The organism is Pseudomonas sp. C9-3 (assembly GCF_032392015.1).
In the GTDB taxonomy this organism is placed as follows: Bacteria; Pseudomonadota; Gammaproteobacteria; order Pseudomonadales; family Pseudomonadaceae; genus Pseudomonas; species Pseudomonas nitroreducens.
Map to the genome: position 1 here is coordinate 3,809,879 of NZ_CP135919.1, position 20,033 is coordinate 3,829,911.

The 20,033-nt window shown below is 63.9% G+C and carries 21 protein-coding genes; 8 read left to right on the plus strand and 13 right to left on the minus strand.

Annotated features, from left to right (window positions below; translation table 11 throughout):
• Positions 1-93: 93 nt before the first annotated feature.
• The 8 genes from RS899_RS17230 to RS899_RS17265 all read right to left on the minus strand — a co-directional run bounded on the left by RS899_RS17230 (position 94) and on the right by RS899_RS17265 (position 7,219).
• Positions 94-2,082, minus strand: coding sequence for a polysaccharide biosynthesis protein (locus tag RS899_RS17230; RefSeq protein ID WP_054907329.1), 1,989 nt, complete (start codon positions 2,080-2,082; stop codon positions 94-96).
• Positions 2,083-2,152: 70 nt separating this feature from the next.
• The gene (locus RS899_RS17235; RefSeq protein ID WP_315807667.1) at positions 2,153-3,178 is read right to left on the minus strand and encodes a glycosyltransferase family 4 protein; all 1,026 of its coding nucleotides are present in this window, start codon (positions 3,176-3,178) and stop codon (positions 2,153-2,155) included.
• Entirely contained in the window at positions 3,175-4,137 is a 963-nt protein-coding gene (locus RS899_RS17240) for an SDR family oxidoreductase (protein ID WP_315807668.1), read from the minus strand. Before RS899_RS17240 ends, RS899_RS17235 begins: the two co-directional genes overlap by 4 nt.
• A 55-nt stretch (positions 4,138-4,192) precedes the next feature.
• Positions 4,193-5,344 (minus strand): tetratricopeptide repeat protein, encoded by a 1,152-nt coding sequence (locus tag RS899_RS17245; protein WP_315807669.1) that lies wholly within the window; start codon positions 5,342-5,344, stop codon positions 4,193-4,195.
• Positions 5,337-5,642, minus strand: coding sequence for a lipopolysaccharide assembly protein LapA domain-containing protein (locus RS899_RS17250; protein ID WP_024765972.1), 306 nt, complete (start codon positions 5,640-5,642; stop codon positions 5,337-5,339). Before RS899_RS17250 ends, RS899_RS17245 begins: the two co-directional genes overlap by 8 nt.
• Before the next feature lie 33 nt (positions 5,643-5,675).
• Positions 5,676-5,960 (minus strand): integration host factor subunit beta, encoded by a 285-nt coding sequence (gene ihfB, locus RS899_RS17255; protein WP_003091441.1) that lies wholly within the window; start codon positions 5,958-5,960, stop codon positions 5,676-5,678.
• Between the two features lie 197 nt (positions 5,961-6,157).
• The gene (locus RS899_RS17260; RefSeq protein WP_315807670.1) at positions 6,158-6,757 is read right to left on the minus strand and encodes an FMN-dependent NADH-azoreductase; all 600 of its coding nucleotides are present in this window, start codon (positions 6,755-6,757) and stop codon (positions 6,158-6,160) included.
• A gap of 147 nt (positions 6,758-6,904) precedes the next feature.
• On the minus strand, positions 6,905-7,219 hold the full coding sequence (locus RS899_RS17265) for a hypothetical protein (protein ID WP_054907323.1): 315 nt from the start codon (positions 7,217-7,219) through the stop codon (positions 6,905-6,907).
• 55 nt (positions 7,220-7,274) lie between these two features.
• Between RS899_RS17265 and RS899_RS17270 the strand changes: the two genes are divergently transcribed.
• The 4 genes from RS899_RS17270 (at position 7,275) to RS899_RS17285 (ending at position 11,521) form a co-directional block, all read left to right on the plus strand.
• Positions 7,275-8,201 (plus strand): LysR family transcriptional regulator, encoded by a 927-nt coding sequence (locus RS899_RS17270; RefSeq protein ID WP_024765970.1) that lies wholly within the window; start codon positions 7,275-7,277, stop codon positions 8,199-8,201.
• Between the two features lie 31 nt (positions 8,202-8,232).
• Positions 8,233-9,024: an alpha/beta fold hydrolase gene (locus RS899_RS17275; RefSeq protein ID WP_054907321.1), complete on the plus strand. Its 792-nt coding sequence runs from the start codon at positions 8,233-8,235 to the stop codon at positions 9,022-9,024.
• Between the two features lie 28 nt (positions 9,025-9,052).
• Positions 9,053-9,613 carry a peptidylprolyl isomerase gene (locus RS899_RS17280; RefSeq protein WP_024765968.1) on the plus strand — a complete coding sequence of 187 codons (561 nt, stop codon included), beginning with the start codon at positions 9,053-9,055 and terminating at the stop codon, positions 9,611-9,613.
• A gap of 75 nt (positions 9,614-9,688) precedes the next feature.
• Positions 9,689-11,521 (plus strand): ABC transporter ATP-binding protein, encoded by a 1,833-nt coding sequence (locus RS899_RS17285; RefSeq protein ID WP_315807671.1) that lies wholly within the window; start codon positions 9,689-9,691, stop codon positions 11,519-11,521.
• Between the two features lie 213 nt (positions 11,522-11,734).
• Here RS899_RS17285 and RS899_RS17290 read toward each other — a convergent pair whose 3' ends face one another.
• Genes RS899_RS17290 through zwf form a run of 3 tightly spaced genes read right to left on the minus strand, consistent with a single transcriptional unit; the run spans position 11,735 to position 14,572 of the window.
• The gene (locus RS899_RS17290; protein WP_054907319.1) at positions 11,735-12,382 is read right to left on the minus strand and encodes a bifunctional 4-hydroxy-2-oxoglutarate aldolase/2-dehydro-3-deoxy-phosphogluconate aldolase; all 648 of its coding nucleotides are present in this window, start codon (positions 12,380-12,382) and stop codon (positions 11,735-11,737) included.
• A 17-nt stretch (positions 12,383-12,399) separates the two neighbouring features.
• On the minus strand, positions 12,400-13,116 hold the full coding sequence (pgl, locus tag RS899_RS17295; RefSeq protein WP_315807672.1) for a 6-phosphogluconolactonase: 717 nt from the start codon (positions 13,114-13,116) through the stop codon (positions 12,400-12,402).
• Complete coding sequence (zwf, locus tag RS899_RS17300; RefSeq protein WP_024765964.1) at positions 13,103-14,572, minus strand: glucose-6-phosphate dehydrogenase; 1,470 nt, start codon at positions 14,570-14,572, stop codon at positions 13,103-13,105. The genes pgl and zwf overlap by 14 nt, the downstream gene beginning before the upstream one ends.
• Before the next feature lie 187 nt (positions 14,573-14,759).
• On the opposite strand from zwf, the gene RS899_RS17305 reads away from it, so the two are divergent.
• On the plus strand, positions 14,760-15,617 hold the full coding sequence (locus RS899_RS17305) for a MurR/RpiR family transcriptional regulator (protein WP_233299512.1): 858 nt from the start codon (positions 14,760-14,762) through the stop codon (positions 15,615-15,617).
• Positions 15,618-15,726: 109 nt separating this feature from the next.
• On the opposite strand, the gene def is transcribed toward RS899_RS17305, so the two are convergent.
• Entirely contained in the window at positions 15,727-16,266 is a 540-nt protein-coding gene (def, locus tag RS899_RS17310; RefSeq protein WP_315810450.1) for a peptide deformylase, read from the minus strand.
• A 239-nt stretch (positions 16,267-16,505) separates the two neighbouring features.
• Here def and RS899_RS17315 point away from each other — a divergent pair, with 239 nt between their 5' ends.
• The 3 genes from RS899_RS17315 to RS899_RS17325 all read left to right on the plus strand — a co-directional run bounded on the left by RS899_RS17315 (position 16,506) and on the right by RS899_RS17325 (position 19,150).
• Positions 16,506-17,060 carry a hypothetical protein gene (locus RS899_RS17315; RefSeq protein WP_054907316.1) on the plus strand — a complete coding sequence of 185 codons (555 nt, stop codon included), beginning with the start codon at positions 16,506-16,508 and terminating at the stop codon, positions 17,058-17,060.
• A gap of 189 nt (positions 17,061-17,249) precedes the next feature.
• Positions 17,250-18,680, plus strand: coding sequence for an arginine-ornithine antiporter (arcD, locus tag RS899_RS17320; protein WP_233299513.1), 1,431 nt, complete (start codon positions 17,250-17,252; stop codon positions 18,678-18,680).
• A 56-nt stretch (positions 18,681-18,736) separates the two neighbouring features.
• Complete coding sequence (locus RS899_RS17325; protein ID WP_315807673.1) at positions 18,737-19,150, plus strand: DUF5064 family protein; 414 nt, start codon at positions 18,737-18,739, stop codon at positions 19,148-19,150.
• Between the two features lie 4 nt (positions 19,151-19,154).
• On the opposite strand, the gene RS899_RS17330 is transcribed toward RS899_RS17325, so the two are convergent.
• Positions 19,155-19,991, minus strand: a complete 837-nt coding sequence (locus RS899_RS17330; protein ID WP_024765959.1) for a CvfB family protein — start codon at positions 19,989-19,991, stop codon at positions 19,155-19,157.
• Between the last annotated feature and the right edge of the window lie 42 nt (positions 19,992-20,033).

The window sequence follows — 20,033 nt, forward strand, 5'->3', positions numbered from 1 at the left end:
GGCAGATTCCGGCGCCGCCGACAGCTCACCAAGAAAGGACTGACATGACTCGCAGACGCAGCAGCGGCGCTGTCTGCTAGGTAGTACCCCGACTCAGGGTTCCATCCGCCGCTGCTGATGGATCAGGTCGACGATCTCGCCCTCGGGGCAATAGCCGCTGACGGTTTCCCGCAGCAACTGCCGCACACGTGCGTAATTGCCCTGGTCTACCGCCTTGAGCAGATCAGCCAGGACGAGCTTGAAGCCCTCCCAGTGCATCAGCTCCTCGTTGGCCTTCATGATCATCGGGTGTTCGGTGGCGCTGACGTTGTCGCCGATCAACAGCTCCTCGTAGAGCTTTTCGCCGGGCCGCAAGCCGCTGAACTCGATGGAAATGTCACCGTGCGGATTGCGCTCGGAACGGACGCTCAGGCCGGACAGGTGGATCATCCGCTCGGCCAGCTCGAGAATCTTCACCGGCTGCCCCATGTCCAGCACGAAGACGTCACCACCACGCCCCATGGAGCCCGCCTGGATCACCAGTTGGGCCGCTTCCGGGATGGTCATGAAGTAGCGGGTGATGCCGGGATGGGTCACGGTAACCGGCCCCCCGCGCTTGATCTGCTCGCGGAACAGCGGAATGACCGAACCGGAGGACCCCAGCACATTACCGAAGCGAACCATGGTGAACCGGGTCTTGTTGACCTGGTGCACGCCGGACTTGTCGCCGAACAGCACCGGTGCGGATTCCTGGCTCAAGGCCTGCAGAATCATCTCCGCCAGGCGCTTGGTGCTGCCCATCACATTGGTCGGGCGCACTGCCTTGTCGGTGGAAATCAGCACGAAGTGCTCGACACCGGCCTGCACCGCCACCTGGGCGGTATGCAAGGTGCCTATCACATTGTTCAGCACGCCTTCGGAAATATTGTGCTCAACGATGGGCACATGCTTGTAGGCCGCGGCGTGATAGACCGTTGCGACCTTCCAGGTGCGCATGACATCGAGCAGACGCTCAGCACTGCGCACGGAGCCGAGGATCGGCACCAGCTGCACCGCGAGGGACTCGCGCTTGACGCGGCTCTCCAGCTCCTGGTGCACCCGATAGAGGTTGTATTCGCTGTGTTCGAACAGCACCAGCACGGTAGGCGACGAACCCAGGATCTGTCGGCAAAGTTCGGAGCCGATAGAGCCGCCCGCGCCAGTGACCATCACCACTTCGCCACGGATACAGTGTTCGAACAACTCCTTGCGCGGCTCGACCGGGTCACGCCCGAGCAGGTCGGCGATATCCACTTCCTGGATGTCATCCACCCGCACCCGGCCGTTGGCCAGTTCGATGAATCCCGGCACGCTTCGCACATGGACCGGGTAGGGCTCGAGCAAGCCGAGAATTTCGCGGCGGCGGGCGCGCGTCGCAGAGGGAACCGCCAGCAGCACTTCCTGCACGCCGGTTTCGTCGATCATCTGCTGGATATGCTTGGGCTTGTAGACGCGCAGGCCGGCAATGACACGGTTGGCGATCTCGTCATCGTCATCGATGAAAGCTACCGGGCGCATCGCGCGACCGAGGCGCAAGGCGGCCACCAGTTGGTTGCCGGCAGAGCCCGCACCATAGACGGCAACCTTCGGCAAGCCATCCTGTTGCTTGAGGAACGGAACGGCCTGCACGGTGCTGTACCAGTCCCCCATGAAATACTGGCGCATGGCCAGGCGCAATCCGCCGATCATCAGCAGACTCAGCCACCAGTAGTTCAGGACCAGCGAACGTGGAACCGCCTCGATTACCGAGCGGTTCCAGTAAACCACCAGCGACAACAGCAGTGCCGAGATGGTCACCGCCTTCCAGATCGCGATCAGCGCGTCGTTGCCGAGATAGCGCATGACCGCGCGGTACATGCCGAAGCGGATGAACAGCGGAATTGCCACTGCGGGGGCGGCGAAGAACAACCAGCCGTGCACGCGGAACGGGTACTCCAGATCATCCGTACCCAGTCGCACGATGAACGCGAGCCACAGCGAAAACCACACCAGGCAAATATCGGTGGTGACCTGCAGTAACCGTTTGTTTCGTCTCGGAAGCCTCAGCAGGCGTTCTCGAAGCATCAGCGCTTGTCCTTTTCCCGAGCAGAGGAAATTTTCCACCCGCTACATTGACCACCCAATCCGGCGGAGTTCAGCTCACATCCTGTTCATCCGGACGACCTGCACCCAGATGAGCTACGACAAGCACCAAAGGAGCATAGGCCACAATCAGCGCCAGCAAGCCTGAAACATGCCCCAGCGCGACCAGCAATGCCAGCGGCAGGAGCCAGAATACGTTGATCGCGGTTACCGCCAGCGATACTCGCAGGTGGCTGCCGTAGCGCCGCGAAGCGCGCTGGTAGGCATGGCTGCGATGCGCTTCGTAGACGCGTTCGCCGCGCATCAGCCGATGAATCAGGGTGAACGTCGCGTCAACGATGAAAACACCCAGGAGAATCAACCAGCTCCAGATCAGCGGTGGGGCCACCGAGGAGGCCTGCAGCGCCAGACCGCCGAGGATCAACCCGAGGAAACCACTGCCGGCATCGCCCATGAAAATTCGCGCGGGAGGGAAATTCCAGACCAGGAAACCCGCCGCCGCCAAGCCCAGCAGCAACGGCAGCCAGACCAGCTCCGCAGCCCCGAAGGCCCAGCCGCAGAGGGCTCCGCCCAAACAGACGCTGATGGCCTCCAGGCCGGCAATACCGTCGATGCCGTCCATGAAGTTGTACAGGTTGAGCAGCCACACCAGGAACACCAGTCCCAGTAGGTCGCCTGCCAGGCCCAGGTCCAGCGCGCCCCAGGGGAGCGGCAACACAGGCACGCCACCCAGCCAGCAGAGCAGCCACAGCGCAGCGACAAAATGCCCTAGCAGCCGCCAGCGTGCCGGAATATGGCGGTGATCATCGAGGAAGCCAATGGCCGCAACCAGGGCGCCGGCCGGCAGAAGAGCCACCAGGCTGGCCCCGCCGATCATCCCGAGCACGGCAGCCAAGGGCAGGCCGCCGAGAAAGCCCAGCACAATTGCAACACCGCCACCACGCGGCGTGGGAATCCGGTGCGAACTGCGGGCGTTCGGAATATCCATGATGCTGCGCACCAGCGCGTAGCGACGAACCCCCGCCGTCATGGCCCAGGACGCAATGAACACAGCCAGAAGCAGCAATGCCGCACTCATCGTCCTTGCTCCTGACCGCGCTCCTGCACCGTTTCCAGCAGGGCCTGTTCGACACTGACGGGAGGAGCCCAGCCCAGCCGGCTGCGAGTTGCGGAAATATCCACCTGCAGGGATCCCAGCAGGCGCTGAACCTGTTGGCCTCGCCCGGTCAGCAGCCCCAGCAGGCGCAGCAACCCCGCCGGAACCGGCAGCAGACGAGGGTGTACGCCCATGGCCCTGCTCAGGCTGCGACACAGCCGGGCCGTAGACAGGTCCTCCCCATCACTGACCAGGAACATCTGCCCTGCCGCCGCAGGATGGCGCGCGCACAGCACCAACAGGTCGACCAGATTATCCCGGGCCACCAGGCTGCGGCGATTGTCGATAGCGCCGAAGGGTAACGGCAGACGGCGCTGCAAGGCGCGCATCAGGCTGGCGAAGTTGGCCTTGACCCCTGGGCCGTAGACCAGTGGCGGGCGCACCACCACGACCTCCAGCCCTGTCTGCCGGGCAACCTCGAACAAGGCCTGCTCGGCCTCGAGCTTGGATTGCCCGTAAGGGTCCTGCGGTTGCGGCTCGGCATCGGCCGTGAACGGCCGACCTGGCGCCGTTTCCTCGCCATTGACCTTGATCGAACTGACAAAGACAAAACGCCTCACGCCAGCCGCCGCGGCCTGCTGCGCCAGATGCCGGGTCGCCTCGACGTTCACTGCGCGAAACTCGGCGAGCGGATCGGCAGCCCGCTCGTCCATGACGTGAACCCGGGCAGCGCAATGAATCACTGCATCGATCCCTTGCAGGGCCTGCGTCCAGGATTGCGCCACACTCAACCCATCGATGAGCGCCACCTCGACATCTTCCGGGAGTTGCACGCTGGCGCTCCGCTGGGCGGCGCGAACCTGCACATCATCTTCCTGGCACAAGCGAGCCAGCACGCCTCGGCCGACAAAACCGGTCGCGCCCGTGAGTAGAACCTTCAATCCAGCACCTGCAGAACCTGACGCCAGCGGCGTCTTCCATGTTTGAGCGAACGCGTCAGAGCGGCGAAATGACCGGTCGCAGCGCATTCCAAGCGTGACAGCTGGGGCATTGCCAGTGCAGTTCGCGGCCGGCGAAACCACACTTGCCGCATCGATAGCGCGGCATTGTCTTATACAAACCGATGATTATTGGAGCGATTTTTCCGGCTGCCGAGTCTTTTTCGCCATCGTTTCCGACTACTTCAAGGTACTCGCCGACTCCTTGCCAGGAAGGATGACGCTCCACCCGCTCCAGCAGGCTCTCGCGCCAGCCGGACGCCCCCACCGGCTGCTCGCTTTGCGCCAGTAGCGCGAGGATTGCCGGCGGCACTTCCTCGCCGGTGGCCAGCCCCCGCAGGCAGGCGAGCAACTCGGGCCGGGCAAGGCCATCATGGCGACGCAATAGCGGCACGATCTCGCCGAGGAAGGCTTTGGCATCGCTCGCCAACTCACCGACGGTAGCCACGGCAGCGACCTGATCCTTGCGCCACAACTCGCAGTCCAGCCGCATCAGCAGAGCGCGGACGCAGCGCTTGTCCACACGGCGAGCCTCACGCAGCAGCTCCTGCATGGCACTGCGATCGCCGGTCCTGCCCTTCTCCTGGGCGAGTTCGCAGTAGTAGTTGGCCAACGCCGCGCTCAGCTCGGGGCGACTTGCGACCAGGCGAGAGGCCAACTCGATGGCGCGCGACCAGTTCTTCTCGCGCTCGCAGATCAGCCGTTGTTCATCCAGCGCTTCGAGGGAGATGGGTTCATCGCGCTGCTGCGTCAGCTCGTCCAGCAGCTCCTCGGCGCTACCCAACAGGCCGCCAGCGATGAAATCGCGCGCCAGCTCCAGGCGCACCTGTGCGACCAGCGAACCATCCTCGCCGGCACGGCCCAGCAGTTCCTGGTGAATGTGGATGGCTTTCTCGATATCGCCACGACGGCGAAACAGGTTGCCGACGTGCAGGTGGCTTTCGAGAGTCTCCGGACTGACGACCAAGCCCTGGGACAGGCTTTCCAGTGCATCGTCGGAGTGTCGCTCCAGCAGGTTGTGCATGCTGTGGACACGGCTCCGCAGATGGGTTTCGGAGGCTTCCCGGGGCCGGGAAAGAGAACGACGCCCCATCCACCAGCCGATGGCCAGGGCGCAGAAGAAGAACAGCGTGGCGATGACGCTAGGCATGGTCCGTCAGCGACTTTTCACGCAGCGCGTCATTCTCCTTGCGGAAACGAGTGACTTCGGAGCGAAGGCCGCTCATGCGGGCATGCGCCTTCGCCCGGAAGGGGATGCTCAGCAGCAGGCCGATCACGCCACCAACGATGAAGGCGAGGGAGATGAAGACCACCAGCGGCCACTGCGGCGACTGCCAGCCAAGGAAGGTCAGCTGCGCGGACTGCAGGTTCTCCAGGACGAAAACCACAACGATGGCGGCCAGGACGACCAACGCCAGAATCAGCAGGAAACGTTTTGCCCGAAGCATGGACACTCCTTCTTGAAGACGGATACCCCGGGGTCACTCGGGTTCGTTGACGCGGTCGCGCAGCTCCTTGCCGGGCTTGAAGTGCGGGACGAACTTGCCGTCCAGGCGCACGGACTCGCCGGTTTTCGGATTACGCCCCACGCGCGGTGCGCGGTAGTGCAGAGAGAAGCTGCCGAACCCCCGGATTTCGATACGATCCCCCGTCGCCAGAGCCTGGGACATTTGCTCAAGCATGGTCTTGATCGCCAGCTCCACATCCTTTGCGGAAAGCTGCCCCTGATGGGTGACGATTCTCTCGATCAACTCCGACTTGGTCATGGTTTTCCCTTCTTTTTCAAGCGGCTAGATCAGCTCTAGGTTCTTTTAGCATGCTGATCATGCTTTGAACAGCCCGAACGGAAAGGATGTGTTTTCTGTCGGTCAAGTAGCCGGCGAATAAAAAATGGCCGACTCCCAGGCAGGGAATCGGCCACGGTCGCGTCCAGGAGCGGGAGGACGCGCAAGCGGAAAGCGGGTCAGGCGATGGCGGCGAGCTGCGCCTTGGCCTTGGCCAGGCCTTTCTCGGCGAATTCACCGCCCATGTTCAGGCCTTCGGCGTGGATGAAGGTCACGTCATGGATACCGACGAAGCCCAGCGCCTGGCGCAGGTAGGGTTCCTGGTGATCCAGCGCGCCGCCGGCGTACACGCCGCCACGGCTGGTCAGGACGAAGGCGCGCTTGCCGGTGAGCAGGCCCTGCGGGCCGGTCTCGGTGTATTTGAAGGTAACGCCAGCGCGCAGCACATGGTCGAGCCAGGACTTCAGCGTGCTGGGGATGGCGAAGTTGTACATCGGCGCGGCCAGCACCAGCACATCGGCGGCTTGCAGTTCGGCCGTCAGTTGGTTGGAGCGCTCCAGCGCGATGCGCTCGATCTCGCTGTGCTCCTGGGCCGGCTTCATCCAGCCACCCAGCAGGTGGGCATCCAGGTGCGGCACCTGTTCAATGGCCAGGTCGCGAACCTGGATCTCGTCGGCCGGGTGCGCAGCCTGCCACTGCGTGATGAAATCGCGGGTCAGCTGGCGGGAAACGGAACCTTCCTGGCGGGCACTGCTTTCGATGACAAGAACGCGGGACATGGACTGGACCTCCATCGGTCATTGAATGTGTCGATGGAGGCCATCCTAGAGATGAACAAATCGATAAAAAAGCGCAAATAATCGCTTCTAATTATCGAATAAATTGATTTCTCACAAAACTGCTTCTAGTCTTGTCCGGCAGAATACTCAACCCGGCACGCAGGTGAGCTTGATGCGCAGCTTGATTACCGCGCGACTGAAGCTGGAAGTCAGGTTGGCTTCCTTGCCCGGCGCGATGGAAGCCTTGCGGACATGCGGAGTTTCCGGGCCATTGACGAAGACTGCGGTGCAGGTCGCCTGTTCCTGACCATTGTTGCGCAGCATGATGGCACCCATCTGGTCGCCTATGTCCTGGGTGTCATAGTCCACCTGGGTGCCCTTGAGGGATTTCTCCACTTCGATGGGATAGGCCAGGGCGGTCAGCGGCAACAGTGCCAGAACGGCACAACAGAATTTTTTCATGGCGGTCTCTTGTTGGTCTTCTGCGGACCGCCAGATTAGACAAGAGGAAGCGAGGATGAAAGCGCCCCGCGTTACCCTGGATCAGTGGAGAACCCTGCAGGCCGTGGTCGATCACGGCGGCTTCGCCCAGGCGGCGGAAGCCCTGCATCGTTCGCAGTCGTCGATCAGCTATACCGTGGCGCGCATGCAGGAGCAGCTCGGCGTACCGTTGTTGCGCATCGACGGGCGCAAGGCCGTGCTCACCGAGGCCGGTGAAGTGCTGCTGCGTCGCTCGCGGCAGTTGGTGAAATCAGCAGGCCAGCTGGAAGAGCTCGCCCATCACATGGAGCAGGGCTGGGAGCCAGAAGTACGCCTGGTGGTCGACGCCGCCTACCCCACCGTGCGCCTGGTGCGCGCCCTCTCCGCCTTTATGCCGCAGAGCCGCGGCTGCCGCGTGCTGTTACGCGAGGAAGTGTTGTCCGGCGTGGAAGAAGCGCTGGTGCAAGGTCACGCCGACCTCGCCATCAGCGGCCTGAACATCCCCGGCCACCTGGGCGCCGACCTCTCCATCGTCGACTTCGTCGCCGTCGCCCATCCCGATCACCCGCTGCACCGCCTGCAACGCGAAGTCACCCACCAGGACCTGGAAACCCAGATGCAGGTGGTGATCCGCGATTCCGGTCGCCTGCAGCCGCGCGACGTCGGCTGGCTCGGTGCCGAGCAACGCTGGACGGTGGGCAGCCTGGCCACCGCCGCCACCTTTGTCAGCAACGGCCTGGGCTTCGCCTGGCTGCCGCGGCACATGATCGAGCGCGAGCTGCGCGACGGCCAGGTCAAGCCACTGCCGATGAAACAGGGCGGCGTGCGCGAGAGCCGCTTCTATCTTTACCCGAACAAGGAAAAGCCCCTGGGCCCGGCCACGCAGATCCTCGTGGAGCTGCTGACCACCTTCGCCAACGTGCCACTCGACGCCCATTTCGCCGCCCCCGAAAGCCCGGTCTGAATACACAGGCCGCACGGAAAAGGAGCCCGTCATGCCGTTCTTCGACCACGCCGGCCACCGTCTGCACTATGAGGAAAGCGGTTTTGGAACGCCGGTCCTGCTGGTGCACGGGCTCGGCTCCAGCACCCGCGACTGGGAGTTCCAGGTGCCGGAACTGGAAAAGCACCACCGGGTAATTGCCCTCGATGTACGCGGCCATGGCCAGTCTGACAAGCCGCGCCAGCGCTACAGCATCGGCGCCTTCGCCGAGGACGTGATTGCCCTGCTCGACCACTTGAGCCTGGGCCGCGTGCACCTGGTGGGCATCAGCATGGGCGGCATGATTGGCTTCGAACTCGCCACCCGCTGGCCGGAGCGGCTGAACAGCCTGACCATCGTCAACAGCGCGCCAGAGGTAAAGCCACGCAGCCCTCGCGAGTACCTCGAAGTGGCGCGTCGGCTATTCCTCGCCCATGTGCTGGGCCTGGATACCGTGGGCAAGGCACTGGGCAAGATGCTCTTCCCCAAGCCAGAACAGGGCGATCTGCGCCGCAAGATCCAGCAGCGCTGGCCGCAGAACGACAAGCGCGCCTATCTGTCCAGCCTGCATGCCATCATCGGCTGGGGTGTGCAGGAACGCCTGGCGCGCATAACCTGTCCAACCCTGGTGATCAGCGCCGACCGCGACTACACCCCGGTTTCTCTCAAGCAGGCCTATGTCGGGCAGATGCCCAACGCACGCCTGGTGGTAATCGAGGATTCGCGCCACGCGACGCCGCTGGACCAGCCCGAACGCTTCAACACCACCCTGCTCGACTTCATCGAGCAGGTCGACCATCCCTAGAACCTCAGGAAACATCCACCAAATGACCCTGTTCAAACGCTTCCTGCTCGCTGCCTGCTCCCTGGTCCTGGCCGGCTCGGTGTTCGCCGCCGACAGCAAGAACCCGCATGTGCTGCTGTCCACCACCTCTGGCGAAATAGAAATCGAGCTGTACGCCGATAAAGCGCCGATTTCTGTGAAGAACTACCTGTCCTACGTCGACAGCGGTTTCTACAACGGAACCATCTTCCACCGCGTCATCCCCAACTTCATGATCCAGGGCGGCGGTTTCACCGAGGCCATGAAGGAGAAGGACACCCAGGCGCCGATCAAGAACGAGGCCGACAACGGCCTGCTCAACGAGCGCGGCACCCTGGCCATGGCACGCACCAGCGACGTGAACTCCGCCACCAGCCAGTTCTTCATCAACCTGACCGGCAACGACTTCCTCAACCACGGCGCCCGTGACTTCGGCTACGCCGTATTTGGCAAGGTCGTACGCGGCATGGGCGTGGTCGACCAGATCGCCGGAGTGAAGACCGGCAACCGCGGCATGTTCCAGGACGTACCGACCACCCCGGTGGTCATCCTCTCCGCCAAGCGTCTGTGATTCTGCGCAATCACGGCTGACGGAGGCCATTCAAGGCGGGGCCAGGACGGCCCCGCCGACAACCCGAGACCTATCATGCTTTACCGTCGTTTCGAGCGTCTGATCGATCCCTTCCGCGACGTCCCCGAGCGCATGCCGCCGTCCGATGTCATCCGCTTCTACGTCTATTACCTGCGCCAGGTCTGGCCGGTATTCCTCGCCCTGCTCTTCGTCGGCCTGATCGTCGCCCTGATCGAAGTCGCGCTGTTCAGCTACCTGGGGCGCATCGTCGACCTCGCGCAAGGCACCGCGCCCGCGGACTTCTTCACCCTGCACGGCCGCGAGCTGATCTGGATGGCCGTCGTCGCGCTCATCCTGCGCCCGGTGTTCAACGGCCTGCACGACATGCTGGTGCACCAGAGCATCAATCCCAGCATGACCAACCTGATCCGCTGGCAGAACCATCGCTACGTGCTCAAGCAGAGCCTGGGCTTCTTCCAGAACGACTTCGCCGGGCGCATCGCCCAGCGCATCATGCAGACCGGCAACTCCCTGCGCGACTCCGCCGTGCAGGTGGTGGATGCCATCTGGCACGTGGTGATCTACACCGTCAGCGCTCTGGTGCTGTTTGCCGAGGCCGATTGGCGCCTGATGATCCCGCTGCTGCTGTGGGTCGTCGGCTACGTCGGCGCGCTGGGCTACTTCATTCCCCAGGTGAAGCATCGCTCGGTGGTCGCCTCGGACTCGCGCTCCAAACTGATGGGCCGGATCGTCGACGGCTACACCAACATCACCACCCTCAAGCTGTTCGCCCACACGCGCCAGGAAGAGGACTACGCCCGCGAAGCCATCGACGACCAGACCCGCAAGGCCCAGCAGGCCGGACGCGTGGTGACCTCCATGGACGTCACCATCACCGTCTTCAACGGCCTGCTGATCGCCGGTACCACCGGCCTTGCCCTGTGGCTGTGGACCCAGTCGCTGATCTCGGTCGGCGCCATCGCCCTGGCCACTGGCCTGGTCATCCGCATCAACAACATGTCCGGCTGGATCATGTGGGTGGTCGGCGGCATCTTCGAGAACGTCGGCCAGGTGCAGGACGGCATGCAGACCATCGCCCTGCCCCGCCAGGTGAACGACCAGCCCGGCGCCAAGCCGTTGGTGGTGAGCCATGGCGAAGTGCGCTTCGACCAGGTGGATTTCAGCTACGGCAAGGGCGGCGGGCTGATCAGTGGGCTGGACCTGACCGTACGCCCCGGCGAGAAGATCGGCCTGGTCGGGCCGTCCGGCGCCGGCAAATCCACCCTGGTGAACCTGCTGCTGCGCCTGTACGACCTCGAGGGCGGGCGCATCCTGATCGACGGCCAGGACATCGCCCACGTGACCCAGGAAAGCCTGCGCGCGCAGATCGGCATGGTCACCCAGGACACTTCGCTGCTGCACCGTTCGATCCGCGACAACCTGCTCTATGGTCGCCCGGACGCCAGCGAGGCGGATTTGCAGGACGCCATCCAGAAAGCGCGCGCCTCGGAGTTCATTCCGCAACTGAGCGACGCCGAGGGTCGCTTCGGCCTTGACGCCCACGTCGGCGAGCGCGGCGTGAAGCTCTCCGGCGGCCAACGCCAGCGCATCGCGATCACCCGCGTGCTACTCAAGGACGCGCCGATCCTGATCCTCGACGAGGCCACCTCGGCGCTGGACTCCGAGGTGGAAGCGGCGATCCAGGAAAGCCTGGAGACCCTCATGCAGGGCAAGACGGTAATCGCCATCGCCCACCGGCTTTCCACTATCGCGCGCATGGACCGGCTGGTAGTGCTGGAGCACGGCCGCGTGGTCGAGAGCGGCAGCCATGCCGAGTTGCTTGCCCATGGCGGACTCTACGCGCGGCTGTGGCGGCACCAGACGGGCGGGTTCGTAGGGGTGGATTGAAGCCCGAGGGTCACGCGCGATCCTTTCGCGAACAGCCCCGCGTCGGGGTTTGTTCGCGAGCAAGCTCGCTCCTGCAGGGAGCAGTCCTGCACCGGGCTCGTTTTTCTGTAGGAGCGAGCTTGCTCGCGAACCCGCACGGCAAACCTGTTCAACCGCAGAAGCACCCATAAAAAAGCCCGGCACAAGGCCGGGCACGTCCAAATTCAGGACAGCTCAGTGTGTGTCCAGTAACGCCAGCGCCTCGCGACTCAGGCGTTCGACCGTAGCCCAGTCGCCGCTGTCGACGGCGGCCTTGGGCAGCATCCAGCTGCCGCCCACGCACATCACGTTGGCCAGGCGGTAATAGTCATTCAGGTTGTCCGGGCCGACGCCGCCAGTGGGGCAGAAACGGATGTCCGGGAACGGCCCGCCGAAAGCCTTGAGCGCCTCCACGCCGCCGGCGACCTTCGCCGGGAACAGCTTGAAACGACGCAGGCCATGACGGTATGCCGCCATGATTTCCGAAGCGGTGGCCACCCCCGGCAGCAACGGCACCGGGCGAGTCACCGCGTACTGCAGCAACTCCTCGGTGCAGCCGGGCGTGACGATGAACTTCGCCCCCGCCTCTTCCGCCTGGGCGAAAGTTTCCGGGTCGAGCACGGTGCCGGCGCCAACGATCAGCTCCGGGCGTTGCTCGCTCAACTGGCGGATCGCGGTGAGACCCAGCGCCGTCCGCAAGGTCACTTCCAGAACGGTAATGCCGCCGGCTGCCAGAGCATCCGCCATGGGCAGGATGTCTGCCTCGCGGTCGATGGTGATCACCGGCAGGATGCGCGCACGCTGCGCCAGGGCATCGATCTGCTGGATGTGTTGTTCAGGCATAGCGGTAACTCCGTGCTTCAGGGGCACCAGTGGATCGAAAGAGGTGAACGCAGGAACGCATTGACCGGCATGCGCTGGTCGTCGTTATCGCTGAGCGCCTGACTCAGCGTGGCCAGCTTGGACTCGCCCTGGATGGCCAGGATCTGCACCCGCGCGCCCTGCAACACGGCTCGGGTGAGGGTCAGGCGCTGGTGCGGCACGGTCGGCGCCCACATCGGCAGGCATCGGCGTGTGCCGGCCGGGTCGAGCGCCTCGACCAGGTTGGTGCTGCCTGGGAACAGCGAAGCCGTGTGGCCGTCGTCACCCATGCCCAGCACCAGCACATCGATCGGCAGCGTCAGCTCGTGGAGGAAGCGATCGGTCTTGTCGGCCGCCTCCTCAAGGCTGCTCGCCGGCTGATACAGGCCGATGAACTGCGCCTTGCCTGCCGCCCCCTTGAGCAGATGGCGGCGCAGCAGGCCTGCATTGCTGTCAGGGTGCGACTCGGGCACCCAGCGCTCGTCGGCGAGGCTGACGGCCACTTTCGACCAGTCCAGCACCGCGCCGCTCAGGGCCTCGAGGAAAGCCACCGGACTGCGCCCGCCGGACACCACCAGCAATGCGCGGCCACGTTCGATCAGCGCCTCGCGCAGCGCGTCGGCTACCGCTTCGGCGAGGCCGCGGGCCTGCTCGGCGGCATTGTTCCAGGTCTTCCAGGCCATGCCTTCTTTCAGTGTCGGTTCAAAGATCGCCATACCAGTCCCTCCCGTCGCGAGCGATCAGGGCAACCGAGGCCTGCGGTCCCCAGCTTCCAGCCGGGTAAGGCTTGGGCTCCTCGCCCAGTCGGCCCCAGCCGTCGATCAGGCCATCGCACCATGTCCAGGCGGCCTCGATCTCGTCCTTGCGGACAAACAGGTTCTGATTGCCCTGAGTGACTTCCAGCAACAGTCGCTCATAGGCATCCGGCGTACGGGCGGTCTGGAAGGTTTCGGAGAAATTCAGTTGCAGCGGGCCGGTGCGCAGTTGCATGCCCTTGCCCAGGCCCTGGTCCTTGGTCATCACCTGCAGGGAAATGCCCTCGTCCGGTTGCAGGCGGATGATCAGCCGGTTGCTGATCAGCGAGCGCTGCTCCGGGGCGAAGATGTAGTGCGGCGGTTCCTTGAAGTGGATGACGATCTGCGAGTGCTTCTGCGGCATGCGCTTGCCGGTGCGCAGGTAGAACGGCACGCCGGACCAGCGCCAGTTGCGGATATCCACGCGCAGGGCGACGAAGGTCTCGGCGTCGCTGTTGGGGTTGGCATTTTCCTCGGCGAGGTAGCCCGGTACGGGCTTGCCGTCGATGTAGCCGGCGGTGTACTGGCCGCGCACCACGCGGGTCGCCAGTTGCTCGGGAGCGATGGGCTCCAGCGCGCGCAACACCTTCACCTTCTCGTCGCGGATGCTGTCGGCGGTGAGGTTGGCCGGCGGGTCCATGGCGATCAGGCAGAGCAGTTGCAGCAGGTGGTTCTGCACCATGTCGCGCAGCTGGCCGGCCTTGTCGAAGTAGCCCCACCGACCCTCGATACCGACCTTCTCGGCCACGGTGATCTCCACGTGGGAGATGTGGTTCTGGTTCCACTGGGTCTCGAACAGGCTGTTGGCGAAGCGCAGCGCGATGAGGTTCTGCACCGTCTCCTTGCCCAGGTAGTGGTCGATCCGGTAGATGCGGTTTTCCGGGAAGAAACGTGCCACGGCGTCATTCACCGCACGGGACGATTCCAGGTCGTGGCCGATGGGCTTCTCCAGCACCACCCGGGTGCGTTCGGCAAGGCCGGCAGCGGCAAGGTTCTCGCAGATGCCGCCGAACACCGAGGCGGCGGTGGCGAAGTAGGCAACCAGGGTCTTCTCGTCGCCCACCAGCTCGGCCAGCGCCTGGTAGGAGCCGGCATCGAGGAAGTCCATGCTCAGGTGATGCAGGCGCGCCTGGAAGCGGGCCCAGACCTGTTCATCCCACTCTTTCGCCGGGACATACTGGCGCAGACGGCGTTCAATGGTTGCCAATGGCGCTTCCGTGGCGCCGTCATCGCGGGCCAGGGCGAGAATGCGGGTATCGCGGTGCAGCAGGTCTTCGCGGTCGAGCTGGTAGAGCGCCGGCAGCAGTTTACGCAGGGCGAGATCACCCAGGGCGCCGAACAGCGCAAGGGTGCAGGGCAGAACGCGGACTTCAGGCATTTGTTGTTACCAACCAAATTTTGAACGATAGTTAGCCTTCTACGCCGGCATTAAGACAAATATGTAGTAATTAAACAACATATTTCTGCCATCTCGCGCCGTTGTTGGTCGCTTGCCAGCCTGACGTTAGGATAGCGCCGCTGGCCGCACCTACCCGGTCAACCGTCGATTGCCCCAAGGAGCACGGATGAAAAACCTGCTGGAGCAGATCCAGAGCCGTCTGGAAGAGCTGAACAAGGCCGAGCGCAAGGTCGCCCAGGTGATCCTGCACGACCCGCAGCAGGCCACGCGCTTCAGCATCGCCGCGCTGGCCCAGGCATCGAGTGTCAGCGAGCCGACGGTGAATCGCTTCTGCCGCTCCTTCGGCATGAGTGGCTACCCGGAGCTGAAGATCCAGCTGGCACAAAGCCTCGCTAGCGGCGCAGCCTTCGTGACCCAGGCCGTGGCGGCCGACGACGGCCCCGAGGCCTACACGCGCAAGATATTCAGCAACACCATCGCCTCGCTGGACAGTGCCCACAAGCTGCTCGACCCGAAGGTGATCGACCGCGCCGTGGACCTGTTGATCCAGGCCCGACAGATCCACTTCTTCGGCCTTGGCGCGTCCAGCTCGGTGGCCCTCGACGCGCAGCACAAGTTCTTTCGCTTCAACCTGGCGGTGTCAGCGCAGAGCGATGTGCTGATGCAGCGGATGATCGCCTCGGTAGCACACACCGGCGACCTGTTCGTGGTGATTTCCTACACCGGGCGCACCCGCGAGCTGGTGGACGTGGCCCACCTGGCGCGACAGAACGGCGCCTCGGTGCTCGGCCTGACCGCCGCGGACTCGCCGCTGGCCCGCGCCAGCACCTTGAGCCTGGACATCCCGCTGCCCGAGGACACCGACATCTATATGCCGATGACCTCAAGGATCATCCAGCTCACCGTGCTCGACGTGCTCGCCACCGGCGTGACCCTGCGCCGTGGCGTGGATTTCCAGCCACACCTGCGCAAGATCAAGGAGAGCCTGGTGCCGACCCGTTACCAGCTCGACGAGGAAAGTTGAGGGCGGCGCCGCCCTCGGCTCTGGAAAAGCCCGCTCCTGCAAACGCGCGCAGAACCATCACCTGCTGTAGGAGTAAGTTCGCTCCTACGGAGAACAGTTCAAGCTGCTGTCAGTCATCCGAATTCGGATCGAGCCCGGGGAATAGCACCTCGGTAAAGCCGAACTTGCTGAAATCGGTGATGCGCGACGGATACAGCCGGCCGATCAGGTGGTCGCATTCGTGCTGCACCACCCGCGCATGGAAGCCCTCCACCGTACGGTCGATGGGCTGGCCCTGGGGATCGACGCCCTGGTAGCGGATAGCCCGGTAACGGTCCACCGCACCACGCAGGCCGGGGACCGAGAGGCAGCCTTCCCAGCCCTCCTCCAGCTCGTCGCCGATAGGCGTGATCAGCGGGTTGAGCAGGATGGTCGGTGGTACCGCCGGTGCATCCGGATAGCGCTCGCTGCGCTCGAAACCGAAGATCACCAACTGCAGGTCCACGCCGATCTGCGGCGCGGCCAGGCCAACGCCACCAACGTGATGCATCGTCTCGAACATGTCGTCGATCAGTTGCTGCAGCTCGGCGCTACCGATCATCGACTCGGGCACTGGCGGGGCGATGCGCAGCAGGCGCTCGTCGCCCATCCTGAGAATCTCGCGGATCATCTTGGCCTCGTCGCCAGGGAGTGAGACCGGCATCCTCTGCCCTCCCACGCCGCCTGGCAAGCCCGCGACCGCCCGGCAAGCCCGCGACCGCCCGGCAGCGCCCCGCGAGCCACGCCACCCCGGTGTTAGACTGGTGCACGACGACATTCTTCGAACGCCGGAGATTTGCCGGGAAACGCGGCAGATCACGGACGAAACCCTGGGGGGATCTTTTATTTCCGAGGGGCGCGAGGTTCGTCATGAACAGGCATTACTACATCAGCGACAACCTGGACGACCTGGAACAGGTCGAGCAGGAGCTTTCCGAAAGCGGCATCGGCATCGAGCAGATGCATGTGCTCAGTGACAGCGACGCAGAACTGGAAGAGCACCGCCTGCATGAAGTGCCGTCGGTGATGAAGAAAGACGTGGTGCACTGGGGCAAGATCGGCCTGGTGATCGGTGCCGCACTGGCCGTGCTGGTACTGGTGGTCGGCTACCTGAGTGGCTGGACGCAGACGGCGGCCGGCTGGATCCCTGTGGTCTTCCTCGCCGCGGTGCTGCTGGGCTTCAGCCTGTGGGAAAGCAGCTTCTTCGGCCTGCAACGCCCCAGTGGCGACGTGCGCCGCTTCCAGGGCAACCTGCAGCAAGGCCGCCACGTGTTCTTCGTCGACGTGAAGCCCGAGCAGGAACCGGTGCTGGACATGGTGGTGCGCCACCACCCGCGCCTGGAGATCGCCGGCTTCGGCAGCGCCATGCCGGCCTGGTGGCTCTCCGTCGAGCAGGCCTGGAATCGCTTCCGCCACATGATGTAGCGGCAAGCGCCAGTCTCTTCTCCGCGGCTCTGGTGACCCGCGGCCTTAGCCCTGCGCGCTGTTGAACCGCAACAGAACTCGTTCAGGGTCGGTTCAGAAACCGTTAGCTTGCTATTGATATACATCAGCCGAGTGCCTCCGAGCGGATTCGAAAATATGCGAATCCATTCACATTCAGGAGGCTGGGAAATGCCCACATCGCCCAACCAGAAACTCGGCCTGGCTGCACTCACCGCCCTGGTGGTCGGCTCCATGATCGGTGGCGGCATCTTCTCGCTGCCGCAGAACGTCGCGAAAAGCGCCAGCCCCGGCGCTGTTCTCATCGGCTGGGCCATCAGCGGTATCGGCATGCTGATGCTCGCCTTCGTCTTCCAGAGCCTGTCCAACCGCAAGCCGGAACTCGATGCCGGCGTCTACGCCTACGCCAAGGCCGGCTTTGGCGACTACATCGGCTTCAATTCGGCATGGGGCTACTGGCTCAGTTCCATGCTCGGCAATGTCAGCTACTTCGTGCTGATCTTCAGCGCGCTGGGCTACTTCTTCCCGGTGTTCGGCGAGGGCAATACCGCCATTGCCTTCGTCTGCTCATCCCTGCTGCTGTGGAGCCTGCACTTCCTGATCCTGCGCGGGATCAAGCAAGCGGCCTTCATCAACCAGATCACCACGGTCGCCAAGGTCGTACCCATCGTCCTGTTCATCCTGATCGGCCTGGTGGCGTTCGACATGGACCTGTTCACTGCCGATTTCTGGGGCCACGGTCATGTCGATTTCGACAGCGTGATGAGCCAGGTACGCAACATGATGCTGATCACCGTCTGGGTGTTCATCGGCATCGAGGGCGCCAACCTGTACTCAGGCCACGCGAAGAAGCGCTCGGATGTCGGCACCGCCACGGTGATCGGCTTCGTCTCGGTGATGGCGCTGCTGGTGCTGGTGAACGTGCTGTCCATGGGCATGATGAACCAGGCGCAACTGGCCGGCTTGCCCAACCCGTCCATGGCCTACGTACTGGAACACGTGGTCGGTCACTGGGGCGCCGTGCTGATCATCGCCGGGCTGGTCGTCTCGCTGTTCGGCGCGCTACTGGCGTGGATTCTGCTGAGCGCGGAAATCATGTTCGCCGCTGCCCAGGACCACACCATGCCCAGGTTCCTCGCCCAGGAGAGCAAAGCGGACGTGCCGGTCAACGCGCTGTGGCTGAGCAACGCCACGGTGCAGGTATTCCTGATCGTCACCCTGTTCGCCGCCAGCACCTACACCAGCCTGGTGTACCTGGCCGCATCCATGGCGCTGCTGCCTTACCTGTTCTCCGCCGGCTACGCCGTGCTGCTGTGCCTGCGCGGGGAAAGCTATGAAGGTCTGCTGCGCGAGCGCCGCAAGGACCTGGTAATCGGCGCCATCGCCCTCATCTACAGCCTGTGGCTGGTGTATGCCGGCGGCATGGATCACCTGCTGCTCTCGGCGCTGCTCTACACCCCGGGCGTGGTGCTGTTCATCATGGCCAAGCGCGAGCGCGGCGAACGCGTGTTCAGCAAGGCGGAAGGGCTGATCTTTGCCGTCCTGCTGGCCGCAACACTGGGCGCCGGCTACGGTCTCTATTCCGGACAGCTGAGCCTCTGAGCCCAATATCGAACGCCCGCGGCTTCGGTCGCGGGCTGGCGTTACCAGGAGAAAAAATGACCGTTCCCGCTCAGGTCACCATCCACTCCACCGCCGGCCTCGATCGGCAGCAGTACCGTATTCGCATGAGCTACGTCGTGGAAAATGCCACCAGCCGTGATGCGACAGTGAAATTCGAGCTGGATGGCGAAATCGACGGCCAGCCCTTCAATGACGGCTTCGAACTCCCCGGCGATCTCGCCTTCAACTTCGCCGGCAGCGCCACGCGCATTTTGCGACGGCACGGCCTGCGGGTCTGCAGCGGGCCGGTACTGCGCTTTCGCAAGGAGCATGACCGGGTGTTCGACGACCTGCGTCGCCAGCTGAAGGCCGAGCCGGGCACGCCGGTCGACCTGCAGCGCATGGGCTCGCTGGCCCCGGCCGAGCCGCGTTGCGCGGTGGCCGAGTCCATCGTCCGCGGGCGCGGCTGAGCCGTCAGGCCAGCTCGATGCGATCGTCGTGGATGACGATCAGGCCCTGCTTGAACAGGCCGCCGATGGCCTTCTTGAAGTTGCCCTTGCTGACGCCGAACTGCTGCGCGATCAGCTCTGGCGGGCTCTTGTCGCTGATCGCCAGCTTGCCGCCGGCATCGCGCAGAGCCTGGAGGATCTTCTCGCTCAGGGCATCCGAGAGCCCCGCGCCGGCCGGCTGCAGGCTCAGGCTGATCTTGCCGTCGGCGCGCATTTCCTTGATGTAGCCCTTCTCACGCAGGCCGCCACGCAGGAACTTGAACGCTTCGTTCTTGTGGATCAGCCCCCAGTGCTTGCCTTCGATGATCGCCTTGTAGCCCAGGTCGGTGCGCTCGACGACCAGCAGGTCGACTTCCTGGCCGGCCTTGTAGTTCGCCGGGGTGTTGTCCAGGTAGCGGTCCAGGCGCGCGGTGGCGGTGATGCGGCGGCTGCGCTCGTCGAGGTAGACGTAGACCACGCAGTAATCGCCAACCTGCAGCGGACGTTTCTCTTCCGAGTGCGGCAGGAGCAGGTCCTTGGGCAGCCCCCAGTCGAGGAACAGGCCAATGCGATTGACCTCCACCACCTTGAGGCTGGCAAAACCGCCGACCTGCACCTTGGGCTTCTGGGTGGTGGCGATCAGACGGTCTTCGCTGTCCAGGTAGATGAACACGTTCAGCCAGTCGCCCACCTCGGTGGGTTCGTTCTTCGGCACATAGCGCTTGGGCAGCAGGATTTCGCCGTGGCTCTCGCCATCCAGGTAGAGACCGAAATCGGTGTGCTTGGCCACCTGCAACGAATTGAACCGACCTATGACTGCCATGACGCTTACCTCGTGAACGGGGCGAGCATTCTACGCGCATTG